The organism is Rahnella sp. 1L-D-7-B-C2 (genome assembly GCF_057290995.1).
Map to the genome: position 1 here is coordinate 1 of NZ_JBXAVQ010000023.1, position 22,804 is coordinate 22,804.

Annotated in this window: 9 protein-coding genes; 3 read left to right on the top strand and 6 right to left on the bottom strand. The window is 55.2% G+C overall.

Annotated features, from left to right (window positions below):
- Positions 1-695 precede the first annotated feature (695 nt).
- Both AC0Z7K_RS22040 and phoC read left to right on the top strand, forming a co-directional pair.
- Positions 696-974, top strand: a complete 279-nt coding sequence (locus AC0Z7K_RS22040; RefSeq protein WP_485615951.1) for a DUF3761 domain-containing protein — start codon at positions 696-698, stop codon at positions 972-974.
- Positions 975-1,112: 138 nt separating this feature from the next.
- Entirely contained in the window at positions 1,113-1,850 is a 738-nt protein-coding gene (phoC, locus tag AC0Z7K_RS22045; protein WP_413529244.1) for an acid phosphatase PhoC, read from the top strand.
- A 65-nt stretch (positions 1,851-1,915) separates the two neighbouring features.
- On the opposite strand, the gene nlpA is transcribed toward phoC, so the two are convergent.
- Complete coding sequence (nlpA, locus tag AC0Z7K_RS22050) at positions 1,916-2,734, bottom strand: lipoprotein NlpA (RefSeq protein ID WP_413529243.1); 819 nt, start codon at positions 2,732-2,734, stop codon at positions 1,916-1,918.
- Positions 2,735-3,004: 270 nt separating this feature from the next.
- On the opposite strand from nlpA, the gene AC0Z7K_RS22055 reads away from it, so the two are divergent.
- Complete coding sequence (locus AC0Z7K_RS22055) at positions 3,005-3,535, top strand: GNAT family N-acetyltransferase (protein ID WP_485615952.1); 531 nt, start codon at positions 3,005-3,007, stop codon at positions 3,533-3,535.
- Positions 3,536-3,548: 13 nt separating this feature from the next.
- On the opposite strand, the gene AC0Z7K_RS22060 is transcribed toward AC0Z7K_RS22055, so the two are convergent.
- From AC0Z7K_RS22060 to AC0Z7K_RS22080, 5 genes are read right to left on the bottom strand one after another with little or no spacing between them, the layout of a single operon-like run.
- Positions 3,549-5,648, bottom strand: a complete 2,100-nt coding sequence (locus AC0Z7K_RS22060; protein WP_485615953.1) for a site-2 protease family protein — start codon at positions 5,646-5,648, stop codon at positions 3,549-3,551.
- On the bottom strand, positions 5,648-7,000 hold the full coding sequence (locus AC0Z7K_RS22065; protein ID WP_485615954.1) for an efflux RND transporter periplasmic adaptor subunit: 1,353 nt from the start codon (positions 6,998-7,000) through the stop codon (positions 5,648-5,650). The genes AC0Z7K_RS22060 and AC0Z7K_RS22065 overlap by 1 nt, the downstream gene beginning before the upstream one ends.
- Complete coding sequence (locus tag AC0Z7K_RS22070) at positions 6,997-7,776, bottom strand: efflux RND transporter periplasmic adaptor subunit (RefSeq protein WP_485615955.1); 780 nt, start codon at positions 7,774-7,776, stop codon at positions 6,997-6,999. The genes AC0Z7K_RS22065 and AC0Z7K_RS22070 overlap by 4 nt, the downstream gene beginning before the upstream one ends.
- Positions 7,777-7,795: 19 nt before the next feature.
- Positions 7,796-9,706: a TolC family protein gene (locus AC0Z7K_RS22075; RefSeq protein ID WP_485615956.1), complete on the bottom strand. Its 1,911-nt coding sequence runs from the start codon at positions 9,704-9,706 to the stop codon at positions 7,796-7,798.
- 18 nt (positions 9,707-9,724) lie between these two features.
- Entirely contained in the window at positions 9,725-22,732 is a 13,008-nt protein-coding gene (locus tag AC0Z7K_RS22080) for an Ig-like domain-containing protein (RefSeq protein WP_485615957.1), read from the bottom strand.
- Between the last annotated feature and the right edge of the window lie 72 nt (positions 22,733-22,804).

Sequence of the window (22,804 nt, forward strand, 5' to 3'; positions counted from 1 at the left end):
TCAAGGCATTTACGGGAGAAAAAATCGGCTCAAACATGAAGAAATGAAATGACTGAGTCAGCCGAGAAGAATTTCCCCGCTTATTCGCACCTTCCTTAGCTCTTCGTGAGAAACGAGGTAGATCTGAAATACTTTCTATTGGTGGCTTGCAAGATATGGCTGTTAGGCAGGCAGTATGCGATATCATGGAGGGTGGTAGAGCTGCGCTGCAACAAAGATATCGCAGGATTATGAACTCTTAACTCTGATTAATAGTAATTTAATTGCTTTGTAAGTCTCTGACTCGAAAACCACTAACGTCACTTTTGAGTAGCGTTAGTGTTACCAGAAAATACAAAGGCTCTAAGATATGTTCCTTACTAAGTTTTTCATCAATTCAAAAATGGGTACAATAACGGGTACAAATAAACAGATTTAAATTAAAACACTATAAAAACAATATCATATAGATAGACTCTATTCCTGTAGGGGACACCATAACGTTGCTACCTCCTTATAAATTCCTCCGCTGTCTCAGCGAATAAATCGACTCCCTGTTGATCCTCTCCGTATGTCATTAATTCTCTTATTCCTCACGTCGGAATCGCATATCCGGACACTGGTTAAATATCAGTATTGTCTGTGTGGTTATTAGGCGTACTCTCGTCGCCAACTCAACTGGACAAAAGTACTCATCACAAGGATGCAGTAAGATCATGCGTTTGCCTGGACTTATCTTTTTCGCAGTAACCCTTTTATTCAACACGGCCATTGCCAGTCAGCACTCTCCGTCAGCCTCTCAGGATAATGAGCTCATTGAGCAAGGGGATTACATAAACTCGGACGGGCAGGATGTCCACAGCCCGGCGCATACCCGGTCGGGAAATGCCCCTGACGGCGCATCCGCTAAGTGCAGGGACGGCACGTACAGTTTCAGCCAGCACCGCCGGGGAACCTGTTCAAGACACGGTGGCGTAGCGGAATGGCTTAATTAAACGCTATCTCCACAAATTCCGAATTATGAGACCTCACGCAAACTTTTCTGCAAAAAATTTGTTTTACTTGCACATGTTAAGAAATGTTACGGAAATGAGTTCGTAATGACATCTATGACGTAAGTAAGGAAACTTTTAATGAAGACTTTGACCACTTTTTGCCTCGCCAGCCTTTTCTCTGTCAATGCATTTGCCCTCGCCGGCAACGATGCGACCACCAAACCAGACCTTTATTATCTGAAAAATGATCAGGCGATCAACAGCCTGACGCTGCTCCCGCCGCCGCCGGCGGTTGGCAGTATTGCATTTCTGAACGACCAGGCGATGTATGAGCAGGGCCGCTTGCTGCGCTCGACCGAACGCGGCAAGCAGGCGGCTGAAGATGCGAACCTGAGTGGTGGTGGCGTGGCAAATGCCTTCTCCGGTGCGTTCGGTTCACCGATTACGGCGAAAGATACGCCGGAGCTGCATAAACTTCTGACCAATATGATTGAAGACGCGGGCGATCTGGCGACGCGCTCGGCCAAAGAGAAGTACATGCGCATTCGTCCGTTTGCGTTCTACGGCGTCCCGACCTGCAACACCACCGAGCAAGATAAGCTGTCGAAGAATGGATCTTATCCTTCAGGCCACACCTCTATCGGCTGGGCGACCGCGCTGGTGCTCACCGAAATCAATCCGCAGCGCCAGGATCAGATCCTCCAGCGCGGTTACGATTTAGGGCAGAGCCGCGTGATTTGCGGATACCACTGGCAGAGCGATGTGGATGCCGCTCGTATCGTCGGCTCCGCCGTGGTGGCCACGCTGCATACCAACGATGCTTTCCAGCAGCAATTGAAGAAAGCGAAAGAAGAATTTGCGAAACAGCATAAATAAACCGGCGTTAATGATTTAACGCGGTGGCCTGACAGGCGGCGCAAAGCCCCTGTCAGGCACCTTCATCACCAGCCTGGCACGGCACCGCCGTTGAAGATTTTCTCCGCAGCTTTCGCCACTTCTGGCGACTGATAAGACTTCAAAAAGTCTTTCACATTCTCTGCATCTTTATTGTCTTCCCGCGCGACCAAAATATTCACGTAAGGCGAGTTTTTATCTTCGATAAATACGCTGTCATGCACCGGCGATAATCCGGTTTGCTGAATGTAAGTGGTGCTGATGATCGCCACATCGACTTTCGGATCATCCAGCACACGTGGCAGCTGCGCGCCTTCCAGCTCCATAATGTTCAGATGGTGAGGATTCTCAGTAATATCCAGCGCCGTCGGCAGCAGGCCTTTGCCCTCTTTGAGGGTGATCAGTTTTTCTTTTTGCAGCAGCAAAAGCGCGCGGCCCAGATTGGTCGGGTCATTAGGGATCGCGATGGTTGCGCCATCTTTCAGCTCATCGATGGTTTTGATTTTTTTCGAATATCCGCCCATCGGGAAAACAAACGTATTGCCGACGGCCACCAGATGATAGCCATGCGCTTTATTATCCTGCTCGAGGAACGGGCGATGCTGGAAGACGTTCGCGTCCAGTTCGCCGTGATCGGTCGCGTCATTAGGCAGCAGAGAACCGCTGAACCCGACCAGTTCCACGTCGAGACCGTATTTCTCTTTGGCGACTTTTTTCGCCACTTCCGCAACATCCTGCTCGGCACCGTTAATCACACCCACCTTGATATGCTTCGTATCACTGCTTTTTTGATCACAGCCCGCCAGCAGTAAACCCGCCAGTAAGACCGCAGCGCCGGTCCGGAAATAAGAGGTCGTCAGTTTCACTTTTTATCCTTAAAAAATAAGCGTTAATGAGCAAAGAACTGACTATAGCAGGAAGACTTTGGCGGATTAAAAAACGAAAAAGCATCGGTAAGAAGAAAAAAGTCTATACAAGGAATAATGCGGATTGCCGGGAGCATCCCGCTCTTTGTTTACCCTCAGGAAACGTTATCCATATGTTTTACTTATAACAGCAAGAAACAATTTGCCTTTATGCCCTGTTATCGCAAAAAGTAGTTGTCTCGCGTCGTCCCCCTCCACGGAGCACTAGGAATGGAAATTATTGAAGCGGATGAACAACATGTTCCCGCAATGCAGAAAATTTATGCCTGGCACGTTATTCATGGAACCGCGTCATTCGAGACGCAGCCTCCGGGCGAAGAAGAAATGTCCGCGCGCCTGAAGAAGATTAAAGACGCCGGGCTGCTCTGGCTGGTGGTGCTGGAGGACGGGGAAGTAAAAGGTTACTGCTATCTCGGGCATTACCGCGAGCGCTTTGCTTACCGGCATACGCTGGAGGATTCGATTTATATCGATCCCAATTTTCAGAAACGCGGTGCGGGGAAAGCGTTGATTCGCCGCGCGATAGACTGGGCGGATACCCACGGCTACCGGCAGCTGATCGCCAATGTCGGTGATAGCGAAAATAACGCGTCAATTGGCCTGCATCTGGCCGCCGGATTTCGCGTCACGGGCACACTGCACTCGGTGGGGTTCAAACACGGACGCTGGCTGGATACGGTCTTTATGCAGCGTGCGCTAGGTGAGGGAAATCAGACGCTTCCGGCTAAGGCAGAGGGATAAGCGCTGATTGCTCTTATCCTTCTTTCCCTAAGCCGCTTTGCTGAATCAGCATCAGCATGGCGCTGTTGAGCCAGCGATGGGCCAGACTTTGCCGGGCGCTTTGTACTACTGAGCTGACCGGCGTTTCGCGGGCAATGGACGCCGTTTGCGTTTCACCGTAAAGGGTTACGCGATACCAGACATCTTCCGGCTTCAGCTCTTTCGCCGGCGTACGCGGATTCAGTGGCAGGTCACCACCGTGATTTTTCGCCATGGCGAGAGACGGCAACCGGGTGACCGCACTGTATTCAATCGAGACGACCTTGCCTTCCAGCGGTTGCCAGTTTCCCGGAAGGAATACTTTTGCCTGAGCGCCGGTTTCAAGGCGCTGGAGATCGTCTTCCCCCACCAGTGCGTCAACGCGCCAACCATGTGGATTTATCACCGTCGCGATCCGCGAATTAGGCGAAATCCAACTGCCTGGCTGAAGTGTCATGTCCAGATCCTGCACCACGCCGTTGCTGGTTGCCACCAACCGCAAACGCCGCATCTCAAGGCTGCCAGCCGACTGTTGCAGAGCAAACTGCTGCACCATCCTTTCCGCGATGACCTGCTTCGCCGCACTCTCCTTCTCCAACCCCAGAGCACCCCGTGCACTCACTTCCCACGCATTACGCATGGCAACGGCCCGATGCTCATCGGTTTCTGGCAAAGGTGCATCCAGTTCAAACAGAACCTGCCCGGCTTTCACCTTTTCCCCCTCGTGCACCAGCACGCGTGTCATTTGCGCCCCGAATGGCGTATAGACAGGCTGCGTCACCGCCGCGTCAATCACGCCATTCATCGTCACCGAACGCGACCATGGCACCAGCAAGATAGCGAGTGTTACCAACAGCAGCAAGGTGATGCGCAGTCCCTGCAAGCGACGTATTTCTCGGCGTCGCTGCCACCAGACTTTGACTTCTTTGATCATAGGAAGTACCACAAATGTCATTATCTCGACTAAAAACAGAAGCACGCCCAGTGCCTTGAAAAAAGCGTGATAAACCACCACAGCGATCCCCACAAACAGCAACAGACGATAAATCCACGCAGCGAAAGCGAACAGAGTCAGAAAGCGTGCAAAACCAGGCGAAACGTTATCCGGGGCAGGATCCTCTATGCCCAGCAAATGCCAGCGCATAGCGCGTTTTGCCCAGTTTCCGGCACGCTCATGCATTCCAGGAAAATCCAGCCAGTCGCAAAGAATGTAATAACCGTCAAAACGCATAAACGGACTGGCATTCACCACCACCGTCATTACCCATGCCGACGTGGCAAGGAAGAATAAGGCGTTTTTGGCCGCCCCTTCGGGAGCAAATGACCAAAACAGCGTCGCCCAGGCAGCGAGCACAAGTTCCGCAGCAATCCCGGCACAGGCAATTTTGAAGCGCTGTCGCGAACGGCTCAGCTTCCAGCTTTCCCCCGTGTCGGTGTAGGCCATCGGCAACATGACCAGCAATGCCACGCCCATGTGCCCCACCCTCACACCATAGCGCGTGGCGGTTAGCGCATGTCCCATCTCATGCCAGCATTTTGAAAAAATGAGCGCGATAACAAAACCCACCGCACCGTGCCAGCTGACAAGATTCTGCACCCTGGCTTCCACATCATCCCACTGGCGCGCAGCAAGTATCATTCCTAGAACGCCGATCACAGCAGTAAGTTTTAGAAATGTTCGAGTGAATAAAAAGCTCACCCATGGCAGTAAGCGTTGCAGTAGTTTACCTGGATGAATCAGCGGAATACGGATGAATAAATAGCTGTGCAGCAGCGTTTTCCAGGGACTTTTGACCGGACGATAACGGGCAGTGCGCAACAACTGTTGCTGCTGTAAAAAGGCAGCAAATGCCTCCACGTCACTGCCCTCGACCTGCAGGGTCGTCTGCTGACCGATCTGCTGGGCAATAGCCTGCGGATCACCGAGTGGCCAGTACTTCAGCATTTCGATTTCCAGCCATCCCAGACGAAACCACAAATTGCGCACCGGGTCATTCAGGTGCCAGGCCGGTGAACCGTCCCGGTTATTCCCCGCTGCACACAATTGCAGTTCATCGCGCAGCAACGGCCAGGCAGCCTGAACTTCTCCCACCATTACCAGCCACTCCAGGCACGAACGGTGGCAATAGGGCGACGCAGCAACAGATAACCCAACGCCTTCCAGTCACCGGAGATGCGCGCCGTTCCCTGTAAGCCAATACGTGCCTCAGCCTGATCACCGGTCAGGGTCCCCCGTAAAATATAGCTCGCCACACCATTGGGTGCTTCGACGGTCTGATAACCGGCGTAATCAAGCGTTGCGGTGAGAGGGCTAAGGGGGGCGACTTTCAGGAACACCGTCATCGGCGCACCTGAGTTCAGATTGGTCGATTCGCTGACCGGTGCCCACGCACGCACGCCGGGCTTGGTCGGATCGGCCAGCAGGCCAATGCGTTCGCCGGTTTGCACAGGTCGCCCGGCCCATTCATCAGGGTCGGAATAGACAAAGACGCCGTCACGCGGCGCGCGGATAGTCAGTTTATCCAGTTCACGCCGCAGGGAAGCTACCTCGACCTGCTTTTCACGCCAACGCCCTTCCGCCATCGCCAGATCGCTTTTGGCAAGTTGATCCTCAATGGCTTTTTGCGTGGTCTGGTGCAGCGTTGTGTCAGCTGTTGCGAGCTCAGCGAGAGCGACGGCCAGCCGGCTCTGCAATGTCGTGGCGTCCATCTGCGCCAATACGTCTCCCTTTTTCACCGCTGAATTAGGCAGCGCCACAATACGGTTGATCACGCCCTGTTCAGGGGCGGCGATGACTTCACTTTCAAGCGATACAATTTCCGCTGGCACCAGAGTGTATTCACGCACCGGAATGCAGAAAATTACCAGCAGCAATAACACTGCCCAAAGCAGACGTTTACCCCCGCTGCGCTGCCAGAGGCGAGTCAGGCGGGATGGCCGCGCAGCCAGTGCCCACCAGGCATAGCCGTACAACCCGCACAGCTGCAGTAACGCAAATTCGGCAGAGTCAGGCGTCAGCGTACCGGGCCAGGGCTCATCCCGGCCAATCAACAATATGCTCAGCAGTTCACCTTGCGGTCCGGTCAGCGGAAATATCCACACATGTTCCGGTAACCACTCCTGCCAGGCAGCCCGAAGCGGTTCACTGAGCATCTCGGGGGAAAGCGGGAGCAGCCGCGCCCCTTGCTTCAATTCGCGACATTGTGGCGCAATTTCGGCACTGACTTCCGCCAGCCACAGTGCGTAAGGGGTATTAGGATCGGTATCACTCAGGCCTGAATGGGCGAAAAGGCGCGCCTGTTTCACGCCGGTGATGCGCATCAGCGCCGCCTGACGGTAATTCACCAGCTGAAGGGTATCGTTGCAGATAACGAACCCGAGTTCGTTAATCCCCTGAACCTGTCCGATCCGTGCAGACAGGCGGTAAAAAGCGGTGCTGACACTCATGGCCCGCTAGCCGTTTTCGGGCAGGTGACTTCTTTAGCGTCACATAAGGGCACCGCCTGCCCGCTCATTCCCGGCAATACATCGCTTGTCCCGTCAGGGAAGCGGGCTTCGATTTCAATGGTCTGGCTGACGGCGTCCACACGCGCGCTGATGTGGGTAATAGTCAGAGGATACTGCTTATGTGTCTCACCGACCGTAGCATTAAGTTTAACCCCGGTTTTCAACCAGCCGATCCAGCCCGATGGCACGTTAAGCCGCGCTTTCGGTGTGCCGCTGCCGACCAAATCAATCACCGGCGCACCGGCTGCGACACCCTGTCCCTCTTTCACATAAATGCGCGCCACGCGGCCATTGAAGGGGGCAACAAAGCGACACTGTGCCAGCTGGGCGTCAAAAATAGCCATCTGCCCTTTGGTGCGGTCAACTTCCGCCGCCGCCAGCCCAACCTCCAGTTGCGCTGCCGATTTTAGCCCCTGCAGCTTGGCCTTAGCTTCATAGCGCAGCTGTGCGGCATGATATTCTGCCTGCGCCGCATTTTTACGTGCGGTCAGATCGCTGCAGTCAAGGCTGGCCAGCGCTTTACCGCTGGTCACCAGATCACCAAGCTGGACGTTGACTTTCGCCACCCGCCCGGCCACGACGCTCGACAGCGGGCTCTCCTGGTTTGCCTGCACCAGAAAACGCACCGGACTGGATTGCGTATCAGACTCCTGCGCATGCGCCGGAAAAAACACAGCGCTGGCGATAACGCTCAGCACCAAGATAAAACACTTCATAAAAATCCTTAGCCTGAAATTACGGTAACGTCATCCGTTGTGCACGGCTGCCGCTGATGCGCTGAATATCGTCCGTTGCCGACAGCGCCGCCGCCTGGGCAAGCGCGCTGAGAGCTCGGGTGTCCGGAATCTCAGGTAAATAACTCTGATATTCCCGCGTCATGCGCACATTATCGTCATGGTCAATCAACGTCATCGTCCACTGCCCTTTTCGGGCCGTATTGCTGGCCAGCATGCTGAAACGCATTTCGAGACGTAAACTTTTCGGATCGTCGCTGAGCGTCATCTGGTTGGCGGCAATCACTTGTTTGACCGCGCTCAGTACGGCATTGCGATCAACGCCTTTCGGTACGCGAAGTATCGATACCTGCACGCTTTGCGATTGCGCCACTCCCGCACTATCGCGGGTGTAGACGTTATTTTCCTCACGGGCCAGACTGGATGATATTTCCCGCGAAAGACTGGCAACATCGGTTTGCATGATGTGTTCTGGCAGGAGGTCAATCCCCACCGAGTTCAGTACTCTGCCATACGCGGCTTGCGCTTCGGCGTAAGACCCGGCCGCCTGGAAGCGGGACACTATCGAACGCGCCTGCGTGCGCAGCGTTTCCAGATCGCTGGTCAGCGAGTTATCGGAACCCACCTGAGAAATACTGGCCAGACGCTGATCCACCTGCGCGGACTGATCGGCAATCTGGAAGTCGTACACTGCCAGTTTGTAACGTTCGACCGAGACCCGAACCTGAGTCAATACCGCCATACTCAGTGCCATACGCCGCGCATCATCGGTCTGTTTGCGCGCATCGTTGTTGTTATTGATGGCCGGAATGCTCAGCAGCTTGAACAGGTTCATCGACACGCCGACGCCTCCCTGCACCCAGCTGTCGTTGTACAAATAATCGTTAGAATCATAGTTAACACCGGCGAACAAATTCAGGTTCGGCAGCAGTGAGGCAATCTGACGTTTTGTTTCGTAGCTGTCGATACGCGCTTTGTAATCTTCCTCACGCAGCTCAGGTCGACGCTCCAGGGCCATCTGTTCCAGTTTATTGACGTCCTGCGGCACCGCAATCAACGGTCGCGGTTGATCTTCGAGGACGATCTGGCTGCCCGGCGGGGCATTGATCAGTGCGCGCAACTCACTTTTGGCCATCTCCATCTGCTGACGCTTCTGATTAAGCGTCGTCATGGCGTCCAGCAGAGCACGCTGGTATTCCAGCCCCTCGACCGGTGGCAATATTCCCCCTTGTTCTGCTTCGCGGGTTTTCGTCAGCGCCGAGGCTATCTGGTCAGCCAACGGTTCGGTTTCACCCAGCAAACGCTGTGCCCCCAGCGCACGCCAGTAGGCGTCACGGACTTCCTGCACGATGTTTTGCAAAACTTTGCGGCGGCGTTCTTCGGCAATATTCACTTCGTCCGCCTGCTGGCGGGCGCGGAAATAACTCAGACCGAAGTCCAGCACATCCCAGGAGAAAGTGGCTTCGGCAAGCGAGTGCCGGCGCTCTTCTGAAGTGGAAGGTCGTAAACTGACCACGCGATCGTCGATGCCGACGCTGGTACCGCCGGAATCGTTATTACGCCAGCGATAACCGGCGTCCGTCATCAGTTTTGGCAACATATCCTGCGAGGTAAGATCCAGCTGACTGCGGGCCAGCGTGGTTTCCATCAGCTTCAGACGGTAATCGAGGTTGTATTTAAGGGCCCGGGCCATCGCGTCCGACAACGTCAGAGGCTGACTGATCGATTCCTGACCACGGTACATCGCTGCGCGATCTTCACGGACTCGCGCACTGATTTCATCCTGCGTCATAGGCGTGGGTTTGATGGTGCCACAACCACTTAATACCAGAGCGGCAACCAGCATACTCAGAGGGGCAAAAAGCCCTTTATCCGCAACAACAGCAGTGTTCCGAACAGGGGTTATTCTCATTTATTAATCCCTTTACAATTACTTATCCTGCTTCGCCACAGCGGCAGGTATCAGCACAATAGAGTGGTCAGACGCAGGTCGGTGTAGTGCCGCAAGCTGCGCTGACAATGACCGGGCGCCGTGAACCGATGTCGTTAATCGTTGTAAGTTGATACTGCCTGGCTCATGTCCTGCCGCCAGAGGTTGTAGGTCGTGCGCCTGATTTTCAGGCTGTTGCACCGGTTCCCGAACGGGTGCGGCCTTCTCACCCTCCGGCCCCCGTAATACTTCCCGTTTTTCGACCTGCCGCAGACTGAACGGACTGAACGCATCCCATAGCAGATTCTGCCCCAGACCATTGCCTTGCAGGGTAGCGGCGTCGCGCGTTTGCCGCGTACTGTCAATCCAGCGCGGGGACAAGATCCCCTGCTCCAGTATGGGTGCCTGAAGATACTCCGGACCATATCCCAGCATGCTTAATCTGAAAGTAGTCCGTAGAACGTCTTTCTGCTCAAGATCTTCTATTTCATGGATCATCGGCAAAATGAACAGCCCCGGCGTGAAGCCTGGTCGCGGGGTCTGCAATGTCTCATTTCTGCTCAATAAGGCGTCGTGCCAGGTATCGTCCTTCGCAACATTCGGCATGGCCGTGACACCGTGGATAACGATGGTCAGGGTCGAGCGGCTGGTATTGCCGTCGCCGTCCTCAAGGGTATAAACGAACACATCGCGCAGGCTGGCATTGAAATCAAGTGCCGCCACGCGCGGATCCCCACGGTTGATGTCATAACGCCAGTTGCCTTGCGCATCGAGCTGCAACGTGCCATAGGCACCGGCGCTGACGCCGTTGATACTCCCGATACGACCGGTATTTTGCGACATCACGCCGACGACCGGCCCCTGTGCTGCCGGCCCGTCTGCCCCCATCACATCATCAGCAAACACATTGCCGCTGACGGATGTTTGCCCGCGATCCTGTAAGATCTCCGCCTCATTCGGCTGTGCCTGTGGTACATCGTCGACAATATTCACCGTCAGCCGACCGGCCAGTTCTCCGTTTACCGACACGTTAAAGCTGACCGTTACCACGCTGGCACCGTGATGATCTACCGCAGAATGTTGTATGTAGCGATACGCCAGTGTGCCGGAAGCCCCATCACGAGCGCTGAACCCCAGCAACTGCAGCGCACCTCCCCCGATATCCAGCGTCAGCGGATGCTGGTTATTAAGCTGCTGTAACTGAGCAAGGGTGAATGACTGTCCATTGATGGTCAGTGAGCGGGTCGCATCCAATGAAGAAACGTCGAACGTACCCTCAACGCTGGCATTTCCGCTGGCAGGGTTACGTAATCCTGATTCGTAGACCGTGACCTCCTGCACCGGTTTTACTACCACCAGTACGCTGGCGGTTTCGGTCACGCCGTGGCTGGTGACGGTGTAGGTATAGCGATCCGTTCCGATAAAACCGGCGTCCGGCACGTAACGAATCTGGCCATTGGCCAGGAGCGTCACCTGCCCGTGTTGTCCCTGTGTGACTGACGTTATCTGACGGTCAGGGTTTTCAAAACTGTCATTCTCCAGCACATTACTGGTGAGGCTCCCGCCCGCCAGCAAGGTGCCGCGATCGTCAGCAATATCGACCACCGGATTGATGACGATCGCCAGCTGCCCGGCGGTATTTCCGTTTTCATTACCATCCGTTACCTGCCAAGTAATGACCGGCAGAGTGCCATTCCAGTCAGCCAAGGGACGGAAAATAAACTGACGATCGCTGGTCAGTGTCAGCTCGCCCGCCCCCGGCACGTTAATCGTCCTGCTGCCGAACTGCGGCACCTGATACTGTGTGGCGTCCCCCGCCAGACTGAAGGATGTCAGCCATACCGCGTCGTTGTCACCGTCGCTGACGGTCAGACGCCCGCTTAAGGTGCCACCATCTTCATTCATCGCCGCATGAATATCGCTGGCGACCGGCTGCTGGTTCGTTACCCAGACCACTACCGTGGCGCTTTCCTCAATACCGCCGCTGGTCACCGTATATTCAAAACTGTCGTAGCCGACAAAGCCTGCACGCGGCGTATACACCACCAGACCATTGACGATGGCAACCGTTCCACTGGCCGGTGAGGTGACGCCTGTAAGCGTAGCATCCGGGTTACTGAAGCTGTCATTTGCCAGCACGTCGACGTTCACCGGCTGGCCCGAATGGGTATACACCTGATCCTGATGCGCATCGGTGACCGCACTTACGCCGATGTTAAGCGTCTGAGTGCGCACACCGTTATCATTGCCGTCAGTCAGCGTATAGGTAATTTCCGGTACGTCACCGTTCCAGTCGGGCACAGGGACAAACAACCAGTCACCGTTGGCGTTAATTTGCACAGCACCAATGCCCAAAATTTGTAGCGGTACGCCTGCCAGCGCAGTTTGTCCGCCCACGCTGTAGCCGGTTACGCTCAAAGTATCGCCATCCGGGTCGCTGTCGTTAAGCAACAGGTTGCCGAAGGCGGCCCCATCCTCGGTAATATTACTGATATCCGGCGAGGCGACAGGCGCGATGTTTAATACCTGAATCCGGACAGTGGCCGTCTCAGTGATCCCGCCACTGGTAACGCTGTAGGTATACTGGTCATCCCCCACATATCCTGCTGACGGGGTGTAACGCAGCTGGCCATTGACCAGTAATACGGTGCCATGCGCGGGCTGACTAAAGGCGCTCACCGTTTTATCGCTGTTACTGAAGCTATCGTTGGCCAGGACGTCGGTATCTACCGGCACGTTTGAATGAGTGCTTACCCGATCGTCGCGGGCATCCTGCACCGGCCGCAGCGAGATACGCAGAATATTGCTGCTTTCACCATTGGTGTTGCCGTCAGTGGCAGTGTAGCGAATATCCGGCAGGCTGCCGTTCCAGTCAGCTACCGGACGGAATGTGTAGGTTCCGTTGGTTTGTAAGACAAAGGTGCCCATCCCCGCCAGCGTGACCGCCCCGCCAGCCTGATAGACAGTCAGATCGCTGCCGACGGTAAAACTCACCACTTTCAGCTGATCGCCGTCCAGATCGCTGTCATTAGCCAGCACGTTGCCTGTCACCACATGGTCCTCGTCAGCGCTGACAAAATCCGGCGCAGACTGAGGCGCGGTGTTCCATACCTCAACCGTCACCAACGCCGTTTCCTGTCGTCCACCGCTGATAACGGTGTAGCTAAACGTATCTGTGCCAACAAATCCGGCTGTCGGCACATAGACGACTTTGCCGTTCACAATGGTGACCTGGCCGTGAGTTCCGTTCGCTACCGAAACAATTTGTTTATCGGCATTACTGAAGGTGTCATTTTTCAACACATCAATGATGACTGACGTACCGGAATGCACGCGCACGCTGTCCGGCGCGATGTCATCGACCGGCGTAATGTTCAGTGTCAGCTGGCTGCTGATACTGCCGCCATCATGGCCGTCGCTTACCGAGAAGCTGATGACCGGCACCGCACCATTCCAGTCGGCCGTCGGAGTAAACAGGTAACTGCCATCGGGATTTATAATGAAAGTGCCCTGGCCGGGAATAGGGATGCTGATCCCGGCAGGACGCGGCGCCGTGTCGCCGGGCAGATTCCAGCTCACTACCTTCAGAGTATCCGTGGTATCGGCATCACTGATATGGTCAAACACATTTCCGCTGAGCGGAGCGTCTTCCGGGCCGGAGTTCACGGGCTGCGGTTGCGCCACCGGTATGCTGTTGGTCACCGTGACGAAGACCGTCGCCGTTTCCTGTTTGCCACCGCTGGTCACGGTATAGGTATAGATATCGCTGCCCACATAGTCGCTGGCAGGGGTATAGGTTACGGTGCCGTCGGTATTGATCAATACAGTGCCGTGCTGGCCTTGCGTGACCGCCGTAACCCGCTGATCGCTGTTTGAGAAACTGTCGTTGACTAACAGATTTCGGGTGTCCGATGTGCCGGCCTGCAGGCTGATACTGTCATTGTGCACATCACTCACCGGCGTCACGACGATATAGAGCGATCCGCTAACTTCGCCGCCAGCATTGCCATCGCTCACCGTATAGGCAATTGGCGGCACGACACCGTTCCAGTCGCTGACAGGCGTAAAGGAATAGGTGAGATCACGGTTCATCACCAGTTGGCCGACGCTGGTGATATTCACGGTTTGCGTATTCCCACTGGAAAAATCGTAATTGACGTTATCGACCGTAAAGGTCACCACCTGCAATACATCGCCATTAGGATCAGTCACGTCCAGTTGGCTGAGGATGCTCGTGTCCTCTGCGGTTGAAATCGCGGTATTACCGGCAGACGGCGCAGCGTTGGTCACCAGAATGGTGACGGTAGCGGTTTCCGTCACTCCCGCATAACTGGTCACTGTGTAGGTGAAAGTATCCGTACCGGTAAAGCCAGCCGGAGGCAGATAGCGCACCGTATTGTCACTTAGCACCTGCACACGGCCGCCCTGGTCACTGAGCGAATAAATCGAGTTCACCACCGGAATTCCGGCGCTGATACTGACAATTTGTTTGTCAGTAAAGCTGTCGTTATCCAGCACCGGAATATCGACAAAATTGTCAGAGTGGACGGTGGTCAGGTCATCCAGCACATCCGCTACCGGTACAACGGTGATCAACAGCTGGCTGGTCACCTGTCCACCCGTATTACCGTCAGACAGGGTAAAGGTGGCCTGTGGCACGCTGCCGTTCCAGTCAGCAGAAGGAGTAAAGCGCCAGCTACCGTCACTGCTCATGGTCAGCGATCCCGCCTCAATAGTGGCAGTCTGGCCGGCATTATACTGCGTGCCATTGAGGGTAAATCCGGTCAGTGTGAGAGGATCATTATCGGCATCAAAAGCCAGCTGCACGACGTTTCCGCTCAGGGCCGTGTCTTCCGGCGTCAGCAGCGTCAAATCTGTGGAAACGGGCACAGCATTGGTCACCGTAATATTGACTGTCGCCTGCTCTGTCACCCCACCGCTGGTGACGGTGTAGGTGAAACTGTCCGTACCGACATAGCCCGCGCTGGCGGTGTAAACCAGCTGGTTATTGACGATTTGCACCGTGCCATGCGCCGACGGGCCGGTGCCGGTAATTAGCCGTGCCGGATCCTCAAAGCTATCGTTATTAAGCGCATCAATAGTGACTGATTTTCCCGCATGTACGGTCGCGAAATCACCGGCGATATCGGCAACCGGAGTGACCGTAATATCAAGCGTTGCGTGATTAGTTCCCCCTGGATAACCGTCACTGATGATAAGCCCTACGGTCGGAGCCTGGCCATTCCAGTCACTGACCGGAATGAACCGGTAACTCCCGTCACGGCCCATCGTCAAGGTTCCGCTGCCCGTCAGAAAGACGGACTGACCGGCCTGATAAGTCTGGCCACCGACGGTAAATTCCTGAATGAAAATCGGATCCCCGTCCGGATCGCTGATGCCGCTAAGCAGATTGCCCTGCACCGCGCTGTCTTCCGGCGTGGTCACAAAGAAGTTATTGGTATTGGGTGGCTGATTAAGCATCTGCACATACACCGTCGCGGTTTCGGTCACTCCGCCGCTGGTCACGGTGTACGTATACTCATCAAGCCCTGCAAAACCCGGCTCCGGGGTATAAATCACCTGGTTGTTCGCGGTGATGGTTACCGTACCGTGCGCGCCGTTAGTGACGCCGGTGATTTGTCGATCCGCATTACTGAAAGTGTCGTTTGCCAGCACATCGCCGGTGATTGGGTTACCCGCATGGGCGAAGTACACGTCATCCTGAATATCGCTGACCGCGCTCACCGTCAGCACAAATTCAGCGCTGGCCGTGCCGCCAAGATTGCCATCAGAAACCGTGTAGGTCAGCGAAATACTGCCATTCCAGTCGCTGACCGGCGTATAGCGGTAGGTGCCGTCGCTGTTGATCAGCAGCGTTCCCCGGTGATTGTCGAGGGTGAGGATCTGGCCTGGCGCGTAGCTTTGCCCATTAATACTGAACGTCGTCAGGGTCAGGCGATCGCCATCGGCATCGCTGTCGTTGCTGAGCAAATTACCCGTGATCTCCGGGCTGTCTTCTGCCAGTGTCCGGCTGTCGCTGACGGCTACCGGTTTAATATTGGTGACATCAATCGTGACCGTCGCCGCTTCGGTCACCCCACCGCTGGTGACGGTATAGGTGAAGGTATCTTGTCCGACGTAGCCTGTGGCCGGACGGTACACCATCGCACCATTGGCAAAAGTCAGTGTCCCGTGTGAAGGCTGGCTGACGCTGGTGACCGTGCGCCCGGCATTCTCAAAACTGTCGTTGGCCAGCAGCTGCTCAGCGGTAATGTTCAGCGGGTTACCTGCATGCACCTGCACCTGATCATTCACCGCATCTTTGACTGCCGTGATCGACACCGACAGCTGCGCGGTATCGGACCAGTGGTTGGTAGAGTTGGAGTAATTCGGTGCGTAACTGGTCAGACTGACCCGCGTGTTGACGCCATTTCCGCCTACCAACGACGGGTCACGGGAATCCGATGCCCGCAATTGCAGGCCACCGCTCACGGCACCGTTGTAATCGCTGGTCTGCACAAAACGCATCTGCGTAGTGCTGTCGAGGATCAGGGCACTGTCCTGCGTCAGATCAGCCGGCAGCCTGTTCCACTGGGTGTTATAGAAATATTCCCAGTGCCCCCTGGCTGCATCTGTGGTGTCGCCGTACACCGCAACATAATTCAGTGGCTGGCTGGCATTGCCACCGCCAGCGATCGCGGACTGGTTATCAAGGTTATCGTTATAGGCATTCTGTAACAGTGAGCCCAGCGTTTGCGGCGTATTGCCATCTTCAGCAAAACTCCACTGCGCATTGTTCAGCGTCGGGCTGTCGTTAACATTGTTGACAGAAGTACTCAGCAAAATCACCTGACTGCCAATCAGCGATGAGCCACCGTTGTTGCTGGCGCTGCTCGTCACACCATTGCCAGGTTGTACCGTGGAAGAGGTTTTATCCGTATAGCTGTTATTTTCCACCAGCCGCACACCGAGCGTATTCGGAGTACCGAAAAAGTTCTGCGCAGGAACAAAACGTAACAGTGCCGCACCGTTGAGGAATAGCGCGTTGCTGTCGCTGCGCGAGCCTACCGCTACCCAGTTATTGCCGTTATCCACAGAGTATTGCCACTCACCCTGCCGGGCGTTCGCCGCAGACTGGCTTATTGCTACTCCCCAGAAGGTATCGCTTTGTGAGCCGCCGCTGCCGCCGTTCGTGCTGTTATCAATGCTGTCTTTGCCATCGGTGTATTTATTGCCGAACAGATGAGCGACTGAATCGCCGACAATGCCGGAATTGAGGGCATCTTCGCTAATGGCGGGCAGCTGTGCGGTGGTATCCGTCGCCACCGGCGCATCGTTCACCGGGTTAACCGTGAAGGTAAATTGCCGGGTAGTCATAATGGCCGCCGAGGTCGCATCGGCAAACTCCGCTTTACCCGGATCGCTTTGGGCATTGTTCATATCTGCGGGTAATGTCGCCGGGCGCTCACCGCTATTGGCGTTGTCGTTGACAGTCACCGTGACCGCAAAGTTGCCGTTCCAGTCTGCGGCCGTCGCGACACCGGCAACATCCGGCAATCTCACCTGTAAGTTCGCCAGCCGGTTGTTGATTTGATCCAGCGTACCGGTGAGGGTCATGACAGAAGGATCGTTCGCCGTGCCACCGGAGACAAAGACAAAACCGGCGGGCAATTTCACCGTCGCCGTCAAATTGCCATCTGCCGCATCGACATCGGAAACCGTTATTTTCGGTAAGGTGATGGTAGCGCTGCCTTCATCCCGGGAAATCGAAGGAGTATTCCCCAGCGTGATTTGCGCCGCATCGTTAGCGTTACTTTGGAAGACCAGACGCGATGCTGATGCCACATTTTGAGCCAGGCCCGCCGGAAGCGCGGCATAAGGGTCAATCTCAGTGGCCGGAGCGCTTGAGATATTATCACCCGCAGCGTTCAGGTTATTTCCGCCATTTGCCAGCCCGGTGAGCGCGCCACTGGCGGTACGGTTACGATCGTCAACAATGACTTCGACGCGGTAATATTCATCCGCATCATCAAAGGCGATACCCCGCATGGTCACCTGCAGCTGATCTAAAAAAGCCTGAACCTGCGCCCTGGTGCCATCAATAACAATTGGTGCATTGACGCCGTTTGAAGGCGGATTCACGCCGTCCTGACTGATCTGCTGAACAGTCACGCCGCTGGCAGTATTGCCAGAGGTGATGGTGATCGCCGAGTTTTGCTGGTCGCGGTATAACCCTACGGGCAACGGCGTGCCATCTGCCTGAGTCACACGGACTGTGACACGTAAATGATCGGTTTCGCCGTTGGCAATGCCGCCATCGAGAGTGATATCCAGATCATCTACCACAAAGCCCGGAACGCTGTTGCCTCCTGCTTTGTCGTTATCCAGATTAATGATACCGGTCGCTGCCGTGACCGTCGGCGCATCGTTGACCGGCTGGATCACCAGCGCGATCGACACATTGGCCGGAGACACACCGCTGGCTGCGCCGACATCAGACGCCTGCGTATCGAGATTCACCGTCAGAGTGACATCCCCGGCGGCGGCGCCGTTTTGATCCTGATTAGCGTTGAGTGCGCTGAGGTACGTCAAACCGTTCACGGGATCATTAAGCAATGCCTGAATCGCGCTGGCCTGACCGGTCAGTATCAGGGTTCCGCTATCGTCTCCCTGAACAGTTACGCCGTTAAACTCAGTTTGTACCCCGTCACCGCCGATGCCCAACGTCCCTTGCGCAACGCTCAGTGTGACGGTGACCGGAAGACCAAATGCGTTGGATTCGGTATCGCTTACCACGAAATCTCCGCCGATAAAGGTCGGCAGATCTTCATTTACCACTTTACCGTTTCCAGCACTCAACGTGCCGGGGTCATTGATGCTGGAGGCGCGCAGCAGCGCAACACTGGCGGCAAGGTTCCCGCTGTTCGCTGGCACGACATCGCTGTACCAGTTGTACTCGCGGTTATCTACCGGCGCTGGCAACGTGCCAAACGCCGGTACGGCAGGCTGATTCACCGGGCCACCGTTTGCGCTGCCGGTCAGAACGCCGCTCGCGTCTCGCAGGCGATCGTCAGTGAGAACCTGCAACTGATAAATCGCATTACGGTCACTGGCAAAAGAAATGCTCAGTCCCGCCAGAGCACTGTTGATCTGCGCCGCTGTGCCGGTCAGCATCAAAAGTTCGCCATTTCCGCCCGTCACGCTCAGCCCCGACACATTCGCCACCTGCAGGACTACGTCGCTGTATTCGCTGCGGGAAAAAGCACTGCCGTCACTGTGTAATAAACGCACCGTGGTTTGCAGGAAATCGCTGACGTTGCCTGCTCCGGCGTCGAGATCCGGATCATCAACCGTGAATCCGCCCACGCCAGTCGCACCGGCTCCGGCATTCACTGCCCCGCCGCTGTAGACCACCGCCGGCGCATCATTTGCCGGGCTGATGTTGATTACGAACTGGTTATTGGTTTGTTCTTTATTGCCGTCTGACAGCGTGAAGCTGAAACCGTCGGTGGCCACCGCACGGTCAACGCCGTTATTCAGATAGTAAATATAGCCCGCCGAAATCTCCGCCTGAGTGAAGGAGGATCCGGTGCTGATGACATTAAAATTGACACCATCGGTTGATCGGGCGAGACGGCCATAAGCAGGTGTGCTGTTCAGCGTGTACTGAACCTGTTCAGCACTGCTGTCAGGATCATAAGCCTGCAACATCGCATCGGTTATTTTCGCGTAACTGCCTTCCGTCACCGTCAGCGGATTATTGGCAGGCAACCCGCCCGCCATGTTCGGGGAATCCACAGGAACGGACGGATCAGTCTGAGTGGGATCTGCGGCAATTTGTGGTGCATCATTAACGTTGGTAATGATCAACCCCACGCTGGCCGCCGTGGCTGATTCGGCTCCCCAGCGATCGACTGCTGACACACTGAACGACGCACTCCTGACTTCGCTGCCATCACTGACAAAACGCAGACGGCTGGTGGCATCATTGGTCAGTAGCGAAGCATCCAGCTGCAGCGTATTAATATCCGCAGCAGTAATATCCTGCCAGTCAGCGCCGTCGAAATATTGCAGCGTCCCGCCTGCCGGTAAAGTTTTGAACACCAGTTTAAGGGCGTCTGCACCGGTAGCATCGTTATTCAGGGCATAGTTAGGATTGCCATTTAAGGCCGGACTGGTTTCCCACGGCGAGCCGCTGTTTGCATCATCAGGATCGCGTGCAGAGAGCATATCGAGGGTTATCACCAGCGTATCTCCCTCGGCTAAAACGTTGCTGGAAGAACCGCTGATTGTGGGCAGGTCGTTAACTGGCGTGACGTAGATGTCGACGCTTGGTTCCCAGACAACCGGCACCGGATCACCGTTGGGATCCAGCGTCACCTTCCCGGCCGTCACCTCAAAGAGGCCGGTAAAGCTGAATGATTCGCCCCCGTCGTGGGCAAACCGGATCAATCCGTTATTGATATCAGCCTGCGTAAAAGTCCCCAGCAGACCGAGGGTTTGCCAGACGCCACCGACGTTTTTCTGCAGGCTCAGGCTGGTACTGAGATCTGCCATTCCCTGCCAGGTGTAAACGACTTCATCCGGCGAAACGTTGGGAACCACGTAGCTCAGCCCCGGATTAGCATCGCTAATTTGTCCGGTTCCGGCCAGCACCAGCGTTCCTCCTTCGGTCAGCGTACCGTGCGAAAGAGCGTTGGGATCGTTAACGTCTGTGCCAAAAACAGGTGAAATGACGGAGGTTACCGGCTGATCAAGCGTCGGTACCTGCCCCGGCGCCGCATTGGCGACGTTATCGGTCAAAGATAAAGTGAAACGATAGCGCGACAATATATCCTGCGGCGTATCACCGCTGTACACGCCACCAGGACGCGAATGGATCACTCCATCCTGTGTCCAGTAGACCGACAGCGTGTGGTCGATCACCTGAAAATCGAAACTGTCCTGCTCACCCACGGCACTCGTGTTGCGGTATTGCACATACGCGATCTGCCCGGCTTTCACTGCGGCCACGGTGAAGGTATCACCATTTTGCAACCTCAGGCCGTTGAGGGTCAGATAACCGTGAGTCATGTTGGCGGTGTTTACCACAAAGCTAACCTGACTGTCGGTGGAATCAACATCAGTAGCGTTCAGCATGTCCGGCGTCAGCACGACACTGCCGGTACCGGTATCGACAATGGCTTGCAGGGTGCTGTTGCTGTCGAACAGCGGATCATCATTGATACTGTTAATGTCGAGCGTCACTACACCATCGCTGCTGGCAGGGATCCCCGTTCCGCCCCCCTGGTCCGTTACCCGAATACCAAAGGTATCCTGAGCCACATTTTCCGCACCATCGTTGGCATAGGTCAGTAAACTGCGGTCAGCATAATCAAACCGGGTCCCGACCTGCACCGGCTGGCCGTTAAAATACAAAATGCCGTGTTCGGGCAGACGTGTAATGGTCAGCGTAAGGTCAAGATCCTGCGGATCGCCGCCGCCGTTGGCCTCAATATAGTTGCCGACAATACTGTCGACGATAGAATTTTGTGGCTGCCCTTCCAGCACCGTACCCCTGCCGGACACTGAAGGCAGCTGGTTTTCAGGCTTTATCACCAGACTGTAGGTGAACGACGCCGACAGATTCACCGGCGTTGCGCCATCATTAACTTGCGCAGAGAAACTGTCAGTCTGGTTTTGATCCAGCCCGGTCGCGGTGTGGAAATAACGCAGATTGCCCTGATTCACATCCTGCTGGGTAAATACGGAGCCCGCCCCCAGCCGCTGACCGTTAAGGGTCAGATAGCCATATACCGGCAATGCGGTAAGGCTGTACACCATTTGCGCAGGTGTCTGGGCACCGGCGGTTAAATCCGGATCAATGACGCTTAGGATATTTTTATCAATCACCGTGCCACCGCTGCCACGCTCAGGCACTGTCTGCGAACCGTTATTAATGGTGGCTGGATCGTTAGCGGGAGTAATAATGATGCCCTGACGAACGTATTGCATACCGCCATTGTCGCCAAACACATAAACAGAAGCGTCAGTGGTACGGGTCTGGTTACCGAGTTCAATGTTGCTGGCGGTGAACGTGATCTGGTTAAGCCAGTTTTGCACCTCAGTTGCCGAGCCACCAAAAGTGAGCAGTGTGCCGCTTTGCGCGCCATTGCTAAGCGTCCCGGTATCATGATCATCGAGATACACGTTAACAACAAACACACGGGAAGGATCGTCAGAGGTCAGCGTCCAGCCACTAAACTGCCCTTTTTCGCCTCCGGGATATAACGTCGTCGGTTCACTGACGATCAGGTCACCGTGCGTATTTTCAAGTTCCGGATTATCAAGAATGCCGTCGTAATCGAACGTCAGGGTGCGTGTTTCAATCTCGCCGGTATGAGATTCCAGCACCCAGTTTCCACCGTGGTCAGTGCTGCCGGTTGCATCATCAGAAGCAGCCACATCGGCCTGCGTGAATGTGGCTATTTTGTTCAGCAGCAAGCTGTCACGGCCAGTGACGGAGCAGCCGTAAAGCAAAATATCACCCTCAGGCGAGAGTTTCTCCCCCAACTCAGCCAGCTGTGACTGCCAGTCGGCCACGTTTTTATCCGTGATCTGATCACTGCCGAGGGTAATCTCGTCATTTGCACCATGACTGATAATATGAATAGCGGTAATGCCACGCTCACCCGCAAGGGCGGTGTTTAGTTGCCCGAGGCCGGAGGACACATCATTGATTACCACCACTTTGCTGTTTTCCGGCAACTGCTTTGCCAGCGACTGCCAGTTGCTGATATGGCTATCAATGACATACACCTCTTTAGGTGTGACAGGTTGTGCGGATGCCGCCCGCTCCACCGTAACCGGGCGAATTAACGTCTCGGCGACCCCATGACTACCATCGGGATGCGTGTCGTTATGCTGTGCGGCTTCGGTCACTGCGGCACCGTCAAAAAGCTGACGGCTTTCAAGCGCAAAACGATGGGTACGGGGACGAAAAGGAGAGCGCGGTTTGGGTGAATTCATATTTTATCGCTGGTTATATTAGCAGGAAAAATGACCGAGTTTAGATGATAAACCCCAATACATTTGCCTTAA

Excerpts from the sequence above, each read along its gene's own strand:
- AC0Z7K_RS22055 (WP_485615952.1), top strand. The coding sequence starts at position 3,005 with ATGGAAATTATTGAAGCGGATGAACAACATGTTCCCGCAATGCAGAAA.
- AC0Z7K_RS22075 (WP_485615956.1), bottom strand. The coding sequence starts at position 9,706 with ATGAGAATAACCCCTGTTCGGAACACTGCTGTTGTTGCGGATAAAGGG.
- AC0Z7K_RS22080 (WP_485615957.1), bottom strand. The coding sequence starts at position 22,732 with ATGAATTCACCCAAACCGCGCTCTCCTTTTCGTCCCCGTACCCATCGT.
- AC0Z7K_RS22070 (WP_485615955.1), bottom strand. The coding sequence starts at position 7,776 with ATGAAGTGTTTTATCTTGGTGCTGAGCGTTATCGCCAGCGCTGTGTTT.
- AC0Z7K_RS22060 (WP_485615953.1), bottom strand. The coding sequence starts at position 5,648 with ATGGTGGGAGAAGTTCAGGCTGCCTGGCCGTTGCTGCGCGATGAACTG.
- phoC (WP_413529244.1), top strand. The coding sequence starts at position 1,113 with ATGAAGACTTTGACCACTTTTTGCCTCGCCAGCCTTTTCTCTGTCAAT.
- AC0Z7K_RS22040 (WP_485615951.1), top strand. The coding sequence starts at position 696 with ATGCGTTTGCCTGGACTTATCTTTTTCGCAGTAACCCTTTTATTCAAC.
- AC0Z7K_RS22065 (WP_485615954.1), bottom strand. The coding sequence starts at position 7,000 with ATGAGTGTCAGCACCGCTTTTTACCGCCTGTCTGCACGGATCGGACAG.